The sequence below is a fragment of the Sphingomonas sp. M6A6_1c genome, assembly GCF_053345135.1.
The window spans coordinates 133,377-148,160 of sequence record NZ_JBKEZO010000005.1 but is presented as its reverse complement, the minus strand read 5'-3'; the positions used below and the strand labels follow the sequence as shown (position 1 = coordinate 148,160).

Below are 14,784 nucleotides of genomic sequence, written 5' to 3'. Positions count from 1 at the left end.
TCAATCGACGACGATGCCATGCTGCGCGAGGAAGGCGCGTGCGGGGGCCAGCGCGTCGGCATGGCGCCGCCAGCGGTCGACCGCGTCCCGGTACAGCGGCCGGCGGACCTGCGCGGCGCTCGGCGTCGAGACCGGCGCGGCATTGGCGTGGAAATCGAGGCAGGCGTCGGACCAGTCCAGCCCGCAGTGATCGAGCAGGCGGCGCGTCTCCTGCTCCTGATTGGCGACCAATGCCTCGTAGCCGAGTTCCAGCACGCGTCCCGGCAGCGCCGTGCGCCACAGCGCCATCATCCCATCGAAGCGCTGGTAATAAGCCGCGATGTCGAGCAAATCGTAGCTATAGTCGTAATAGCGCGAGCCGATCGCGAACAGGTTGCGGAAATTGGCGAGGATCGTGTCCATCGGATTGCGGCGCAGGCAGACGATGGCGGCGTCGGGCAATGCGCGGGCGATCATGCCGACATACAGGAAATTGCCCGGAAATTTGTCGACGAACCGCGGCCGGACGCCGGGAACGTGCGCCGCCGCGCGGGCGAGATAGTCGCGGCCGATGGCGGCCGGATCGGCGCCGGCGGCCGCCGCGATCGTCTCGGGATCGAGCACGGTGCGGCTGCGCGTGCCCGCCGCGGCCTTTACCGCGAGCGGCATCGCCTGGAGTTCGCCGGCGCTCTCGACGTCGGGATGCGACGACAGGATGCGGTCGACCAGCGTCGTCCCGGTGCGCGGCATGCCGACGATGAAGATCGGTGCGGCGGTCGGCGCGTTCGTCACCGCGGCGGCGGCGATGCGCGACCAGGCGGTTTCCATCGCATCGAAATTCGCCGCGTCGTCGGCGAAGCGATACGGCAGCCGGGCGCGATGTTCGGCATTGGCGTCGGCGAGCGTCGCGAAGGCCGCGACGGGATCGGCGAGATCGTCGAGTTCCTTGGCGAGCGAATAGCCCAGCAGCAGCCGGTCGCGCGGTGCGCGCGCCGCCCGGCGTGTCGCGGCGAGCCGATCGACGTGGTTGCGCGCCGGCGTCTGCCGCCGCAGCCCGGCGAGCAGATGGTGCGCGCGCGCATCGGCGGGAGCGCGCGCGAGCAACGCCTCCAGTTCCTCCTCCGCCGCGTCCTGCTCGCCGACGAAACTCAGCGCAGCGGCGTGATTGTAGCGGAAGGCGGGGTTCGCCGGTTCGAGCCGCACCGCGGCGGCGAAATGCGGCAGCGAGGCGGCGTGATCGCCGAGCCGCGCATAGACGCACCCCATCGTATCCCGCCCCAGCGCGTCGGCGGGCGGCGATGCCTCGGCGGCACGAAGCGCGCGCGCGGCGTCCGCGTCGCGGCGCACCAGCGTGTACAGGCGGGCGAGCTGGGCGTGATATTCGCCCTGGCCATCGCGGCCGACCGCGTCCTCGACCAGCTGGATGCCGATCGTCACCTTGCCGAGCAGCGCGGCGGCGATGCCGGCGAGGAAATACGCCTCCGCGGCGTGCGGCGCGGCGGTACGCCAGCGGGTGGCGGCGTCGAAGGCGGCGGCGGTTTCGCCGCGGGCGAGCGCGGCGCGGATCGTCGCGGCGCGTGCGGACGGGTGTGGGGGTGGGGGCGGCGGCGGGGGTGGCGACGTCATCGGCTGCGCCCTCCCTAGCGCGTCAGGGTGGTGACCGCGATCGCCGTCGCCGACGCGCGATTCTCCACCCCCATCTTCTCGAATATCTGTTCGAGATGCTTGTTCACGGTGCGCGGGCTGATCTGCAGGATCTCGCTGATCTCGCGGTTCTGCTTGCCGCGGCTGATCCACAGCAGCACCTCGGCCTCGCGCGAGGTCAGGCCGTGCTGCGCGGCGAGCATCGCTTTCTCCTCGCCTTCGTGCCGCTCGGCGAGGCGGAACACCCATTGGTCGGCGGCGGTGCAGCGCAACAGGCCCGCTTCGAGCGTCCGATCGCCCGCCGCGACGGTGATCCGCGCGCCCGGCGTCGGCGCGCTCGCCTGTAACGCGTGCAGCGCCGCGCGGACGGGATCGGGCAAGGCGCCGGCGGCGGCGGACCAGTCGGGGAACAGCCGTTCGAGCATCTTGCTCGCCGCCGGGGTCAGCCATTGCGGCGCCCCCGCCCCGTCGACGGCGAGCGCCGGCCGCCCGCTGACGTCGAGCGCGAGCTGGCTGCCCTGCGCGACGCGCGCGGTGGCGAGGTGGACGCGGATGCGCGCCAGCAGTTCGTCGACGACGATCGGCTTGGCGACGAAATCGACGCCGCCGACGGAGAGGCCGCGCACGACATGCTCGGTCTCGGTCAGCCCGGTCATGAAGATGATCGGCAGGTGGCGGAAGGCGGGCTGGTCCTTGATCCGCTGCGTCGTCTCGAACCCGTCGAGCCGCGGCATGACCGCGTCCATCAGCACGAGGTCGGGCGTGACCGTCTTCAGCAGGTCGAGCGCGGCCAGCCCGTCGATCGCGACCAGCACGCTCATGCCCGCGCCTTCCAGCGTGATCGTGAGAAAGCGCAGCGCCTCGGGCGTGTCGTCGACGACCAGGATCACCGGCCGCACCGCCGCGACGGGGTCAGGCTGCGGCATCGTCGATCGTCGTCAGCAGCGAGCGCAGGTCGAAGTCGGCGAGCTGGCGGCGCAGCGTCGCGACCAGCGGCGCGGCGGCGGGCACCGCCCGGTCGAGCGCGTCGATCGCCTGTTCGACGCCGCGCACATGCCCCACCTCGGCCCGCGCGCGCACCGCATCGAGCAGCGGCCCCGCCGCACGCGGCAGCGGCCCGGACGGCGCTGCCTGCGCCGGTGGAGGCGGCGTCACCGCGGCTTCCTCCCACCGCAGGTCGAGCTGCGCGCCGATCAGCGCGACGAGCGCGTTGAACTCGACCGGCTTGGTCACGAACGCATCGTGGGCGTCGCGCCCGTCGCCGCGCGCGTCGACCTCATGCGCGTCCGCCGAGACCATGACGATTCGCAACGCGTCGCCATGATCGGCGCGGAGGCGGGCGGCGACCTCCCACCCGCTGATCCCCGGCATCTGGATGTCGAGCAGGACGATGTCGGGCGCGATCCGGCCGGCCAGCGCGAGGCCGTCGTGCCCGTCCGCGGCGGTCTCGACGACGAAACCCAAAGCGCCGAGCAACGTGCCGAGGATGGCGCGCTGCGCCGGGTCGTCGTCGATCGCCAGCACGGTGCGCCGCGGCCCCTGATAGCCGGTGATCGCGACCCCCTGCGTCGCGCTCCGGCCGGCGAACACCGGTGCCGGCAGCATCACCCTGAAGCGGAAGGCGCTGCCGGCGCCCGGCGTGCTGGTCACCGCGATGTCGCCGCCCAAGATGCTGGCGAGCACCCGCGTGATCGCGAGGCCGAGGCCGATCCCCGGCTGGCGCTGCGCCTCCGCCGAGCTGCCGCGGTCGAACGGCGCGAAGATCCGCTCCAGATCCGCCGCGGCGATGCCGATGCCGGTATCGCGGACGGTGATGTCCGCGACCTGGCTGCGATAGCCGACGGTGACCGCGACGCTGCCCGCGGGCGTGTATTTGATCGCATTGGCGACGAGGTTGATCAGGATCTGGCGCAGCCGCTTCTCGTCCGCCTTGACCTGATCGGGCAGCCGCGGATCGATCGCCAGCGTCAGCGCCAGTTCCTTCGCCGCCGCCTGCATCCGGAACATGTCGATGACCTGCTGGAGCAGCCCGCGGATATCGATCAGGTCGGTGCGGATCGTCAGCACGCCGCTCTCGATCCGCGAGATTTCGAGCAGCCCCTCGACGAGGTTGGTGACATGCTCGGCCGAGCGGCGGATGATCGTGCCCGCCTCGGCGCCGGAGATGCCGGAATCGCGCTCGAGCAACTGCGCATAGCCGTAGATCACGTTCAGCGGCGAGCGGATCTCGTGGCTGACCGCGACGAGATAGCGCGTCTTCGCCTCGTTCGCGGCCTTGGCGCGGTCGAGCTCGGCGACCAGCGCCGGATCGGGGGCATCCGCGGCGGTCATGATCCCCCCGGACGCGCGAGGCCGTCGATATAGGCGCGCCAGCCGCCCAGCGCGGTGATGTCCTGCGCACCGTCGAGCGCGCGCGGCTCGGCGACGAAGCCCTTGCCCACCGACCCGTCGGCGAGCGTCACCGACCCGATCGCGAGCGGCGCCGGCACCTCGACGACGAAGCTGCCGAATGCGGCGACGTCGAGTTCGTACACCTCCACCGCGATCGCGGCGCCGCCGGCGTCGTGGATCAGCGCCGGCTTGGGTGGCGTGGTGTTCGCCATCGCATAGAGGCGATAGGTCGGCGCGGTGGTGGTGGCGGCGACCAGCCGCGCCGCGCGCGAGGTCAATTGCCAGTGCAGCGGCATGCCTTCGAGATGGGCGCCGACGACGGCGAGCTTCACGGTTTCCATAGGGTCCTCGATGGTCAGGGGCGGTGGCGGGGGAAGCGCGGCGGCGGCGACGAACGCCTCGCCAGCATCGAGCAGGCTGCGATCGGTCCATGCCGGCGCGATCAGCGTGATGCCGAAACCGGTGCGATTGTCGCGCCAGCCGGCGGGCAGCGCGAGCGCCGCCATGTCGAGCAGATTAACGAAATTGGTGTAAAGGCCAAGGTTGCTGTTGAGCGCGACCGGCGCGGCGCGCATCTCGGCGATACGGTAGATCGTCGGCGTCGTCGGCAGCGCGAGCAGGTCGACGTCGCGCCACATCGCCTCGGCACGGCGCTGCAATGCGGCGAGGCGATATTGCCCCTCGAACACCTCGACCCCGGTCACCGCGCGCCCGCCGGCCATGATCGCGCGCACCGTCGGATCGATCGCCTCCGGCCGCTCGTCGAGCAGCGGCTGCGCGGCGGCGGTCCGCTCCGCCACCCAGGGACCGCCGTAGAGCAGCATCGCCGCCTCGCGCAGCGGCGCCATGTCGATCTCGACCAGTTCGACACCATCGGCGGCGAGCGTCGCCAGCGCGCGCTCGTACAAGTCCGCCGCGGCGGTATCGCCGAGGAACAGGCGCTGGTCCGGCGGCGGCACGCCGATCCGGCGGGGCACGACCGCACGATCCTCGCACGGGCGGGAATAGGGATCGGCGGCGTCGAAGCCGGCGACCACCGCATCCACCGCACGCGCGTCGGCGATGTCGTGGGTGAGCACGGTGATGCAGTCGAGCGTGCGGCAGGCCGGGACCAGCCCGCCGGTGCTCCACCGGCCCTTGGTGGGCTTCATCCCGACCAGCCCGTTGAACGCGGCGGGCACGCGGCCCGAGCCGGCGGTATCGGTGCCGAGCGCGAAGGCGACCAGCCCCGCCGCGACCGCCACCGCCGAACCCGAGCTGGACCCGCCGCTGACATAGGCGCGATTGAACACGCATGCGGGCGCGCCATAAGGGCTACGCGTGCCGTTGAGCCCGGTCGCGAACTGGTCGAGGTTGGTCTTGCCGATCGGCACCGCACCGGCCGCCACCAGCCGCGCCACCACCTCCGCAGACGCGTCCGGCACATAAGCGAAGTCGGGACAGGCCGCGGTCGTCGGCACGCCCGCGAGGTCGATATTGTCCTTGATCGCGAACGGCACGCCCGCCAGCGGCAGCGTCTCGCCCGCCGCGATCCGGGCATCGACCGCCGCCGCCGCGGCCAGCACGGCGGGCTCGGCCAGCCGCGTGATCCACACCGCGGGCTGGATCGCGGCATAGGCCGCAACGCGCGCCAGCGCCGCGCGCGCGACCGCGACCGCATTGGTCTCGCCCGATGCCACCGCCGCGGCGACGGCGCCGACCCCAAATGGTCCGTCGATCATGCCACCTCCACCGCCAGCATCGCCCCGCTGGGGGCAAGCGACTGCTTTTCCTGCACATATACCGCGCGCACAATGCCGGTGACGGGGCTGACCACGGGGGATTCCATCTTCATCGCCTCGATGATCGCGATCGTCTCGCCGGCGGTCACGCTGGTGCCGTCGGCGACCAGCAGCTTCCACAGGCTGCCGCCGAATGGCGCCTCGACCAGTTCGCAGCCCTCGGGGATCGCGATCTCCGCCGCGGCGGTGCCGGTATCGGCTTCCTCGGTGAGCGCGGCGACCCGGTCGAACTCGCCGCTACGCTCCCACGCCGCGCGTTCGTCGTCGAACGCCGCCTGCCGCTGCGCCTGGAAGGCGGCGATCGCCGCGTCGTTCTCGGCGAGGAAGGCGCGATAGTCGGACAGGCGGAACACCTCCTCCTCGATCCGGATCGCGCGGCGGCCGAGCGGGAAATCGCGCCGCCATTCGGTCAGTTCGTCGTGGCTGACCGGGAAGAAGCGGATGCGATCGAAGAAGCGCAGCAGCCACGGCTTGCCGTCGCGGAAGGCGTCGGTCTGTCGCCAGGCGTTCCACACCTGAATGGTGCGGCCGAACAATTGATACCCGCCCGGCCCTTCCATGCCGTAGATGCACATATAGGCGCCGCCGATGCCGACGACGTTGGGCGGGGTCCAGGTGCGCGCCGGATTGTATTTGGTGGTGACCAGCCGGTGGCGCGGATCGATCGGCGTGGCGACGGGCGCGCCGAGATAGACGTCGCCCAGCCCCATCACCAGATATTCGGCGTCGAAGACGATCCGCTCTACCTCGTCGATGCTGGCGAGGCCGTTCACGCGGCGGATGAATTCGATGTTGTCGGGGCACCAGGGCGCATCGTCGCGCACCGATTCCATATATTTGTCGATCGTCTGATAGATCGCCGGGTCTTTCCACGACAACGGCAGATGGACGACGCGCGAGGGTATCTCGAAATCGTCGAGCCCGCCCAGCCGCTCCTCGGCGGCGACCAGCGCCGCGATCAACGCGGCCTGCGACAATTGCCGGCTGTCGTAATGGATCTGCAGCGAGCGGATGCCGGGGGTGACGTCGACGATCCCGGGCAGGCCCATCGTCTCGATCTCCAGCATCAGCGCGTGGACGCGCAGCCTCAGCTCAAGGTCGAGGACGATCGGACCATATTCCACCAGCAGGTTGCGGTCGCCCTGCTGGCGATAGGTCACCGCCGGGCGAACGCCCTGCGCGTCGATCGCGTGGAGGATCGGCGAGCCCAGCGCATCCGCCGTCCCGCCCGCCCCGTCGGGATCGGCGGGTGCGGCCGCGAGCGTGGCGACCAGCCGGTCCTGCGCCTGCTCCGCCGCCACCGCGGTAGCATTGTCGACCGGCACGAAGCGCACGGTGTCGCCGGGCGCCAGCTGGCCGACCTTCCACAGATCCGCCTGCGCGACGACGAACGGGCAGACGAAGCCGCCGAGCGACGGGCCGTCGGGGCCGAGGATGATCGGCATGTCGCCGGTGAAGTCGACCGCGCCGATCGCATAGGCATTGTCGTGGATGTTGGACGGGTGCAGCCCCGCCTCGCCGCCGTCCTTGCGCGCCCAGTGCGGCTTGGGGCCGAGCAGGCGCACCCCGGTGCGGTTGGAATTGTAATGCACCTTCCAGGCGGTGGCGCGCAGCATCGCGATATCGTCGGCGGTGAAGAAATCGGGCGCGCCGTGCGGGCCGTAGAGCACGTCGAGCGTCCAGTCGCGCGTGATCGCCGGCCGGTCCGCCGGCGCCAGCGCCGCCCACGCCACCGATGCGGGCGGATCGGTGCGGGCGAGATGGAGCGTGTCGCCGGTCATCACCGCGCGCCCGGCATGGCCGCCGAACTCGCCGAGCGTGAAGGCGCTGCGGCTGCCGAGGAACAGCGGCACGTCGAGCCCGCCCGCGACCGCGATATAGCCGCGCATCCCGCCGCCGGTGACGCGGCCGATCTTGAGCGTCTCGCCCGCGGCGATGTCGACGGGCTCGTAGCAGCGCACCGGCCGACCGGCGATGCTCGCGCCGAAATCGGCGCCGGTCAGGCAGAGCCGCGTCGCGGCATTGAACAGCAGCGTCGGGCCGGCCGCTGTGATCTCGAGCCCCGCGGCATCGTCGGCATTGCCGAGCAGCCGGTTGCCGAGCCGGAAGGCGAGCGCGTCCATCGGCCCCGACGGGGGCACGCCGACGCTCCACAGGTGCAGGCGGCCGGGATGATCCTGCACCGTGGTGGCGGCGCCGCCGGCGAGCACGCGTATCGTACGCGGGTGATAGGCGATGTCCGCCAGCGCCCGGGTCGACACCGCGCCGCTGGTGAAGACGGGGGCGCGCACCACGGTGCGCAGCCAGTCGAGGTTGGTCTCGATCCCCGCGATGCTGGTCCGGTCAAGCGCGTCCTGGATCGCCGCCACCGCCGCCTCGCGCGTCGGCGCGGTGACGATCAGCTTGGCGAGCATCGGATCGTACCAGGCCGACACCTCGGTCCCCGCGGCGATCCAGCTGTCGACCCGCGGCCCCTCGGGGAAGGACACGCCGACCAGCCGGCCCGAACTGGGGCGATAGTCCTGCGCGGGGTCCTCGGCATAGAGGCGGACCTGGATCGAGGCGCCTTCGGGCTTGGCGACGAAGCCGTCGAGGAAGCCGAAATCGCCCGCCGCGCTGCGTACCATCCATGCGACCAGATCGACGCCGGTCACCTGTTCGGTGACGCCATGCTCGACCTGCAGCCGCGTGTTGACCTCCAGGAAGAAGAAATCGTCGCGCTGCGCGTCGTAGAGGAATTCGACCGTTCCCGCCGAGCGATAGTTTGCGGCGGCGGTGAGCCGCACCGCGGCGTCGATCAGCGCCCGGCGCGTCGCCTCGGGCAGCAGCGGCGCGGGGGTTTCCTCGACCACTTTCTGGTTGCGGCGCTGGAGCGAACAGTCGCGCTCGCCGAGCGCGACGACATGGCCGGCGCCGTCGCCGAACACCTGCACCTCGATATGGCGGGCCTGCGCGACATAGCGTTCCAGGAACACGCCGCCATCGCCGAAATTGCCCGCGCCGAGCCGCGCGACGGTGGCGAAGCCGTCGCGGATATCGGCTTCGTCGGCGCACACCTTCATGCCGATGCCGCCGCCACCCGCGGTCGCCTTAAGGATCACCGGATAGCCGATCTCCGCCGCCGCCGCGATCGCCGCGCCCGCGTCGCGGAGCAGATCGGTCCCCGGCGCGAGCGGCACGCCCTGCGCCGCGGCGAGCGCGCGCGCGGTGTGCTTGAGGCCGAAGGCGCGGATATTCTCCGGCGTCGGCCCGATGAAGACGATGCCGCGCGCGGCGCAGGCTTCGGCGAAGGCGGTGTTCTCCGACAGGAAGCCGTAGCCGGGGTGGATCGCGTCCGCGCCGGTGGCCTCCGCCGCGGCGAGGATCGCCGCGACGTCGAGATAGCTTTCCGCCGCCGGTGCCGGGCCGATACGGACCGCGACGTCGGCCTGCGCGACGTGCGCGGAGCCGGCGTCGGCATCGCTGAACACGGCGACCGATCCCACCCCCATCGCCTTCAGCGTGCGGATGATGCGGCAGGCGATCGCGCCGCGATTGGCGACCAGGACCCTCGCGAACATCAGCCGGCCACCTGCATGCGCACCGGCGTCGGGTTGAAGCCGTTGCACGGATTGTTGATCTGCGGGCAGTTGGAGACGACGACGACGACATCCATCTCGGCGCGCAGGTCGACGCCGAGGCCGGGGGCGGAGATGCCGTCGACGATCCCCAGCGTCCCGTCCGCCTCGACCGGCACGTTCATGAAGAAGTTGATGTTGGACACCATGTCGCGCTTGCCGCGCCCGGCGCGGCCGTTGGCGTCGAGGAAATTGTCGACGCAGCTGTGCTGCGCCTTGGTGTGGTGGCCGTAGCGCAACGTGTTCGATTCGCACGAACAGGCACCGCCGATCGTGTCGTGATAGGCGACGTCGCTGGCGACGATCGTCATCATCGGCCGCCCCTCGTTGGACAGCAGCACGGTGCCGGTGCGCAGGAACAGGTTGCGCTGCGCGGCGATCGTGTCCTGCGCGCTGTAGCGTTCGGCGTCGTCGTCGGCGGCGTAGATGAGGAAATCGACCGCCTGGTTGCCCTCAAGATCGATGATGCGCAGCGTCTCGCCGGCGGCGATGCGGTGCAGCCAGGGCGCACGCGCCGGTACGATCTCGTCATGGCGGATGGTGCCGGACAGGGGGAAAGTGGTCATCATGGTCCTTCAGCGCGCGTAGACGTCTTCGGTGTTGAGGAAGGCGCGCAGGCCTTCGGGCGTCGCGGTGCGAATCGGGTCGTCCGCCGCCGCCGGCGCGCCGCGCCACGCGGTCGCGCGCACCGGGGTGACGGTGTAGCGCGGGCGCGGATCGAGCACGTGCGGGCAGTTGGCGAGCACCACGATCAGCTCCATCTCGGCGCGCAGCAGCAGCGTGCGGCCCGGCGCGAACGGGCCGATCTCGGCCTGCGTGGTGCCGTCGGCGGCGATGCGGACGCCCTTGAACCAGGTGATGCAGGGATGGACGTCCTTGCGGCCGAGCCCGTGCTTGGCGACGCCCAGCATGAACCGGTCGCGCGCGCTGGGATGCGGCCCGTAATTGCCGCCGTCGCCGTAGCGGCGCGCGTTCGACGCCGCGTTCGACGCGCCGCAAAAGGCGTCGTGCGTGCCGGCGTCGTCGGCGAGGATGCTCATCATCACCCGCCCCATGTCCGACAGCAGCAGCCGCCCGGCGCCAAGATAGCCGTTCCACTGCACCTTCAGCGTGTCGGCGACGTTCAGCCGCTCGCTCGGCATCTCGGCGTTGAACGCGAGCAGCGCGGCACAGCCATCCCCCGCCACGTCGATCAGCCGCAGCCGGGTGCCGCGGGCGATCCGCCGCGAGGCATAGCCGCCGGCCGCGATCGTCTCTTCCCAGGTCACCGCGCCCGGCGCGTCGGCGGCGGCGGCGGGCAGCGTCGGCATCGCCTCGACGCGGGTGCCCGCCATCGCCCGCGCGTGATCGCGCGCGCCGGAGGGTTGGGCGGTACTGGTCGTCATGCGAGGAGTCTCCCGGACAGGTCCGCGACGAGCGCGGGTGGCGGCGGATTCTTGCGGTCGAGCGACAGATCGTAGGTCACGGTCGCGCCGAAGCGATGCGGGGCGTGCGGGTCGTGGCGCCGCTTGTCGAAGGCCAGCACCCGGGTGCCGAGCTTGAACGCCTCGCCGATGTCGTGCGTCACCATCACGATGGTCAGCCCGTGCTCCTGCCACAGCCGGGTGATCAGCGCGTGCATGTCGAGGCGGATGCCGGGATCGAGCGCACCGAAGGGCTCGTCGAGCAGCAGGATGCGCGGGTGCTTGACCAGCGCCTGCGCGATCGCGAGCCGCTGCTGCATCCCGCCCGACATCTGCGCGGGATAGACGCCGAGACTGTGTTCGAGGCCGACCGCGGCGAGCATCTCGACGGCGAGGTCGCGTGCCGCGCGCCGCTTCGCGCCGAACAGCCGCGCGGCAACCGGCGCCTGCGCGCACTCGATCCCGAACAGCACGTTGCCGAGCGCGGTGAGGTGCGGGAACACCGAATAACGCTGGAACACGACGCCGCGATCGGGGCCGCATTCGGCGCGCATCGGCCTGCCGTCCAGCAGCACCTGGCCGCGGGTCGGCGCCTCCTGCCCCAGCACGAGGCGCAGGAAGGTGCTCTTGCCCGCCCCCGACGGCCCGACCACCGCGACGAAACTGCCCTCGGCAAGCTGGAGCGAGACGCGTTCGAGGACGATCTTGTCGCCATATTCGACCCAGATGTCGCGCAGTTCGAGAAGCGCGGTCATCGGCCGCCACCATGCGCCCAGGGGAAGCCGCGGCGGCTGACGAACAGCAACAGCGCATCGGCGAGGATCGCCAGCAGCGAGATCCACGCGACGTAGGGCAGGATGATGTCCATCGCGAAATAGCGGCGGACGAGGAAGATGCGATAGCCGAGCCCGACGTCCGAGGCGACCGCCTCCGCCGCGATCAGGAACACCCAGCCCGGCCCCATCGACAGGCGCAACGCCTCGATCAGCCGCGGCATCAGCTGCGGCAACGCCACGCGGATCGCCAATTGCCAGCTGTTGGCGCCCAGCGTCTGCGCCTTGGCGAATTGTTCGGCGGGCAGGCCGGTGACGAAGCCGGTGAGGTCGCGCGTCATGAACGGGGCGATGCCGATCGCGATCAGCGCGATCTTGGAGGCTTCGTCCAGCCCGAGCACGATGAACAGGATCGGCAGCACCGCAACCGGCGGGATCACCGCGATGATCGCGACCATCGGCCCGAGCAGGGCGCGGGCGAGCGGTACGGTGCCGAGCAGCAAACCGAGGAACAGCGCCGTCGCGGTGGCGATGGCGAGGCCGAGGCCGAGACGATAGAGGCTGGCGATCGTATCGGCGACGAGCACGATGCGATCGCTGGCGGGATCGCGCTGGGTGGTGAAATCATGCGCCGCTTGCGCCATCGCGGCGAAGGTGGGCAACACCTTGTCGGCGGGATTGTCGGCATGGCGCGCTTCCGAGGCGAGCAGGTAGAAGAGCAGCAGCGCGACGATCGGCAGCGCGCCGAGCAACAGCCGCGAGGCCCGTTGCGGGCGGATGTCGACCAGCCGCCTCACGACCGATGCCGCGCCCCGGCCGAATGCACGACGTTCCGATCCATGACGTTCTGACCCATGCCGTTCCGATCCATGTTGTTCGTTCTCAGACCCATCGTGTTGCCAAATCCCAGCCGTGCCCGCGGGCACGCCGCGCCGTTCGCCGGGGCGGCACCCCGGCGGCGTCCGTCGATCGATCGAGGCGCCGCTACAGTTTGCCGCTCGCGGCGAGCTTCATGTAACTCGGGTCGAAGCGCAGCTTGACGTTCTTGGGGTCGCCGAGCGACTTGCCGCCGGCGAAGCTGATGCCGATCGCGTCGACCGATTTCGCGCTCGGCCCGAACAGGCCGTGCGCGAAGCTGAACTGCCGCACGCGATCGGTCACCGTGATCAGATCGGGATTCTCCGCGTAGGCCGCGGCGTCCTGCGCGCGGGCGTACAGATGCGTGGTCTTGAGCTGTTCGTCGAAGCTGGCCTCGGTGGTGCCGGCCGCCTTGGCCATCGCCGCGCGCGCGACCTTCCCCGTCGCGTCGGTGCGGGTCATGATCGCCATCGTCTCGTACCAGATGCCGGCGAGCGCCTTGCCGAGGTTCGGATTGGCCTTCAGCGTCTCGGTGCTGACGTTGAGCGTGTCGAGGATTTCGTTGGGGATCTTCGAGCTGTCGAAGACCTCGGTCGCCCCCGGCGTGGCACGGATCGTCGCCAATTGCGGGTTCCAGGTGGCGACCGCGGTGACGCCGGGCGAGGCGAAGGCGCCAACGATATCGGCGTCGCCGGTGTTCACCGTCTTGACGTCGCCCAGCTTCAGTCCGTTGAGTTCGAGGCCGCGGGCGAGCAGGAAGTGCGACACCGACAGTTCGACCAGCTTGACCGACCGGCCCTTGATGTCGGCCATCGTCCGGCCGTTCTTGAGCACGACGCCGTCGTTGCCGTTCGAATAATCGCCGATCAGCAAGACGGTGGTGTCCTTGCCGCCCGCCGCGGGAATGGTCAGCGCGTCCATCGTCGTCGCGGTGACGCCGTCGAGCTTGCCGGCCGCATATTGGTTCACCGATTCGACATAGTCGTTGACCTGCAACACGCGGATGCTGATCCCGTATTTGTCGGCCCATTTCTTCACGATCCCGGCCTGCTGGGCGTAGGGCCACGGCATCCAGCCGGTGTAGATCGACCAGCCGATCGTAAAGTCCTTCTTGACGGCGCCGACCCCGGCCGCCGATCCCGCCGGCTTGCTGTCGCAGCCGGCCAGAGCCAGCAAAGCCGCTATCGCGGCGACGCCGCTGCGCCACGCTCGATCCACCATTCAGCGTCCCCTTCGTATTCCGACGCCGCCCGACCCGCCGGCCCGTGTCACGGAACCGGTGAAATCATCAGCACATCAATGCATTACCGTTGCCAAGGAGGTTGCCGCGGTGCGCATCATCAATGAAGAGACAAAATTCCGATGAAAGGCATAGACCGTATCTATGCCCGGCGCTGAGCGCGGTGGCGGCGCATCACCTCGTCAAAGAACAATTGGGTGGCGGTATCGCGCGAGGGCTCGGCGCGGGCGAGCAGGAAGATATCGTAGGACGGCTCGGTATCGGGATGGAGCAGCGGCCACAGCTTCCCCTTGGCGACCGCGGTCTCGGCGGCCAGGACCGGCAGGAAACCGATGCCGACCCCGAGCGTGATCAGCCGGATCGCCTCGTTGATATCCTCGGCCCGGCCGGTGGCGCGGGTGCCGAGCCGATAGCGGCGGCGCAGGCGGGTGATCGTCTCCAGCTCGTCCTCGCCGGTCAGCACGAAGCCCTCGTCCTTGAGGTCGCCGAGCCGCTCGACGCGGTGGCCGAACAGCGGGTGGCTGCGCGAACAATATAGCTGCTGGCGCTCGACCAGCAGAGGTTCGTAGATCAGCCCGCCGCGGACGTTGCTGTCATAGCCGACGCCGATCTCCGCCTCGCCGTGTTCGAGGGCGTCGAGCACCGCCCGCCACGGCGACACGCGGATTTCGATATGGATATTGGGGTTGCGGCGGTGGAAGCTGGCGATCGCCTCGTCGAATTCCACCGAGGTCACCGCGGAGATGAGCTGGATGCGCACCACCCCCTCGATCCGCTTGGTCGCCTGCGCGACCTGATGCGGCACCATCCGGGCAGCCTCCAGCATCTCCTCGCACAAAGCGAGCAAGGCGGTGCCCGCCGCGGTCATCTCCACCCCGCCCGCGGAGCGGTTGAGCAACTGGACGCCGACCTGCTCCTCCAGCCGTTTCAACGCGGCGCTGATGCTCGGCTGCTGCTTGTTCAGCTTGCGCGCCGCCGCGCCGATGCCGCCGGCGCGGACGATTTCGACGAAGGTGCGCAGCAGGTTCCAGTCGACGCGGCTGGCAAACGTCTTGTCAGGCAGCATCACGTCGTCGATCAAATGGCCAGCTCCGCAAC

Annotated in this window: 11 protein-coding genes; all 11 read right to left on the bottom strand. The window is 70.4% G+C overall.

All coding sequences use genetic code 11. The features are described from left to right. The 11 genes from ACLBWH_RS11785 to ACLBWH_RS11735 all read right to left on the bottom strand — a co-directional run bounded on the left by ACLBWH_RS11785 (position 1) and on the right by ACLBWH_RS11735 (position 14,752). On the bottom strand, positions 1-1,605 hold the full coding sequence (locus ACLBWH_RS11785) for a sulfotransferase (RefSeq protein ID WP_447799020.1): 1,605 nt from the start codon (positions 1,603-1,605) through the stop codon (positions 1-3). 14 nt (positions 1,606-1,619) lie between these two features. After that, positions 1,620-2,549 carry a response regulator gene (locus tag ACLBWH_RS11780; RefSeq protein ID WP_447799018.1) on the bottom strand — a complete coding sequence of 310 codons (930 nt, stop codon included), beginning with the start codon at positions 2,547-2,549 and terminating at the stop codon, positions 1,620-1,622. Continuing rightward, positions 2,536-3,954 (bottom strand): ATP-binding response regulator, encoded by a 1,419-nt coding sequence (locus tag ACLBWH_RS11775; RefSeq protein WP_447799016.1) that lies wholly within the window; start codon positions 3,952-3,954, stop codon positions 2,536-2,538. Before ACLBWH_RS11775 ends, ACLBWH_RS11780 begins: the two co-directional genes overlap by 14 nt. Further along, a complete protein-coding gene (atzF, locus tag ACLBWH_RS11770; RefSeq protein ID WP_447799014.1) occupies positions 3,951-5,735 on the bottom strand; it encodes an allophanate hydrolase in 1,785 nt (594 codons plus the stop codon). Before atzF ends, ACLBWH_RS11775 begins: the two co-directional genes overlap by 4 nt. Further along, positions 5,732-9,355 (bottom strand): urea carboxylase, encoded by a 3,624-nt coding sequence (uca, locus tag ACLBWH_RS11765; protein ID WP_447799012.1) that lies wholly within the window; start codon positions 9,353-9,355, stop codon positions 5,732-5,734. Before uca ends, atzF begins: the two co-directional genes overlap by 4 nt. Then, positions 9,355-9,978, bottom strand: a complete 624-nt coding sequence (locus ACLBWH_RS11760) for an urea amidolyase associated protein UAAP2 (protein WP_322849964.1) — start codon at positions 9,976-9,978, stop codon at positions 9,355-9,357. Before ACLBWH_RS11760 ends, uca begins: the two co-directional genes overlap by 1 nt. A gap of 9 nt (positions 9,979-9,987) precedes the next feature. Next, entirely contained in the window at positions 9,988-10,797 is an 810-nt protein-coding gene (locus tag ACLBWH_RS11755) for an urea amidolyase associated protein UAAP1 (RefSeq protein ID WP_447799010.1), read from the bottom strand. Then, positions 10,794-11,570: an ABC transporter ATP-binding protein gene (locus ACLBWH_RS11750; protein WP_447799009.1), complete on the bottom strand. Its 777-nt coding sequence runs from the start codon at positions 11,568-11,570 to the stop codon at positions 10,794-10,796. The genes ACLBWH_RS11755 and ACLBWH_RS11750 overlap by 4 nt, the downstream gene beginning before the upstream one ends. Continuing rightward, positions 11,567-12,385: an ABC transporter permease gene (locus tag ACLBWH_RS11745; RefSeq protein ID WP_322849967.1), complete on the bottom strand. Its 819-nt coding sequence runs from the start codon at positions 12,383-12,385 to the stop codon at positions 11,567-11,569. The genes ACLBWH_RS11750 and ACLBWH_RS11745 overlap by 4 nt, the downstream gene beginning before the upstream one ends. Before the next feature lie 187 nt (positions 12,386-12,572). After that, positions 12,573-13,667: a putative urea ABC transporter substrate-binding protein gene (locus ACLBWH_RS11740; protein WP_447799006.1), complete on the bottom strand. Its 1,095-nt coding sequence runs from the start codon at positions 13,665-13,667 to the stop codon at positions 12,573-12,575. A 161-nt stretch (positions 13,668-13,828) separates the two neighbouring features. After that, complete coding sequence (locus ACLBWH_RS11735; RefSeq protein ID WP_322850048.1) at positions 13,829-14,752, bottom strand: LysR family transcriptional regulator; 924 nt, start codon at positions 14,750-14,752, stop codon at positions 13,829-13,831. Positions 14,753-14,784 lie beyond the last annotated feature (32 nt).

Excerpts from the sequence above, each read along its gene's own strand:
- ACLBWH_RS11785 (WP_447799020.1), bottom strand. The coding sequence starts at position 1,605 with ATGACGTCGCCACCCCCGCCGCCGCCCCCACCCCCACACCCGTCCGCA.
- ACLBWH_RS11780 (WP_447799018.1), bottom strand. The coding sequence starts at position 2,549 with ATGCCGCAGCCTGACCCCGTCGCGGCGGTGCGGCCGGTGATCCTGGTC.
- ACLBWH_RS11775 (WP_447799016.1), bottom strand. The coding sequence starts at position 3,954 with ATGACCGCCGCGGATGCCCCCGATCCGGCGCTGGTCGCCGAGCTCGAC.
- atzF (WP_447799014.1), bottom strand. The coding sequence starts at position 5,735 with ATGATCGACGGACCATTTGGGGTCGGCGCCGTCGCCGCGGCGGTGGCA.
- uca (WP_447799012.1), bottom strand. The coding sequence starts at position 9,355 with ATGTTCGCGAGGGTCCTGGTCGCCAATCGCGGCGCGATCGCCTGCCGC.
- ACLBWH_RS11760 (WP_322849964.1), bottom strand. The coding sequence starts at position 9,978 with ATGACCACTTTCCCCCTGTCCGGCACCATCCGCCATGACGAGATCGTA.
- ACLBWH_RS11755 (WP_447799010.1), bottom strand. The coding sequence starts at position 10,797 with ATGACGACCAGTACCGCCCAACCCTCCGGCGCGCGCGATCACGCGCGG.
- ACLBWH_RS11750 (WP_447799009.1), bottom strand. The coding sequence starts at position 11,570 with ATGACCGCGCTTCTCGAACTGCGCGACATCTGGGTCGAATATGGCGAC.
- ACLBWH_RS11740 (WP_447799006.1), bottom strand. The coding sequence starts at position 13,667 with ATGGTGGATCGAGCGTGGCGCAGCGGCGTCGCCGCGATAGCGGCTTTG.
- ACLBWH_RS11735 (WP_322850048.1), bottom strand. The coding sequence starts at position 14,752 with ATGCTGCCTGACAAGACGTTTGCCAGCCGCGTCGACTGGAACCTGCTG.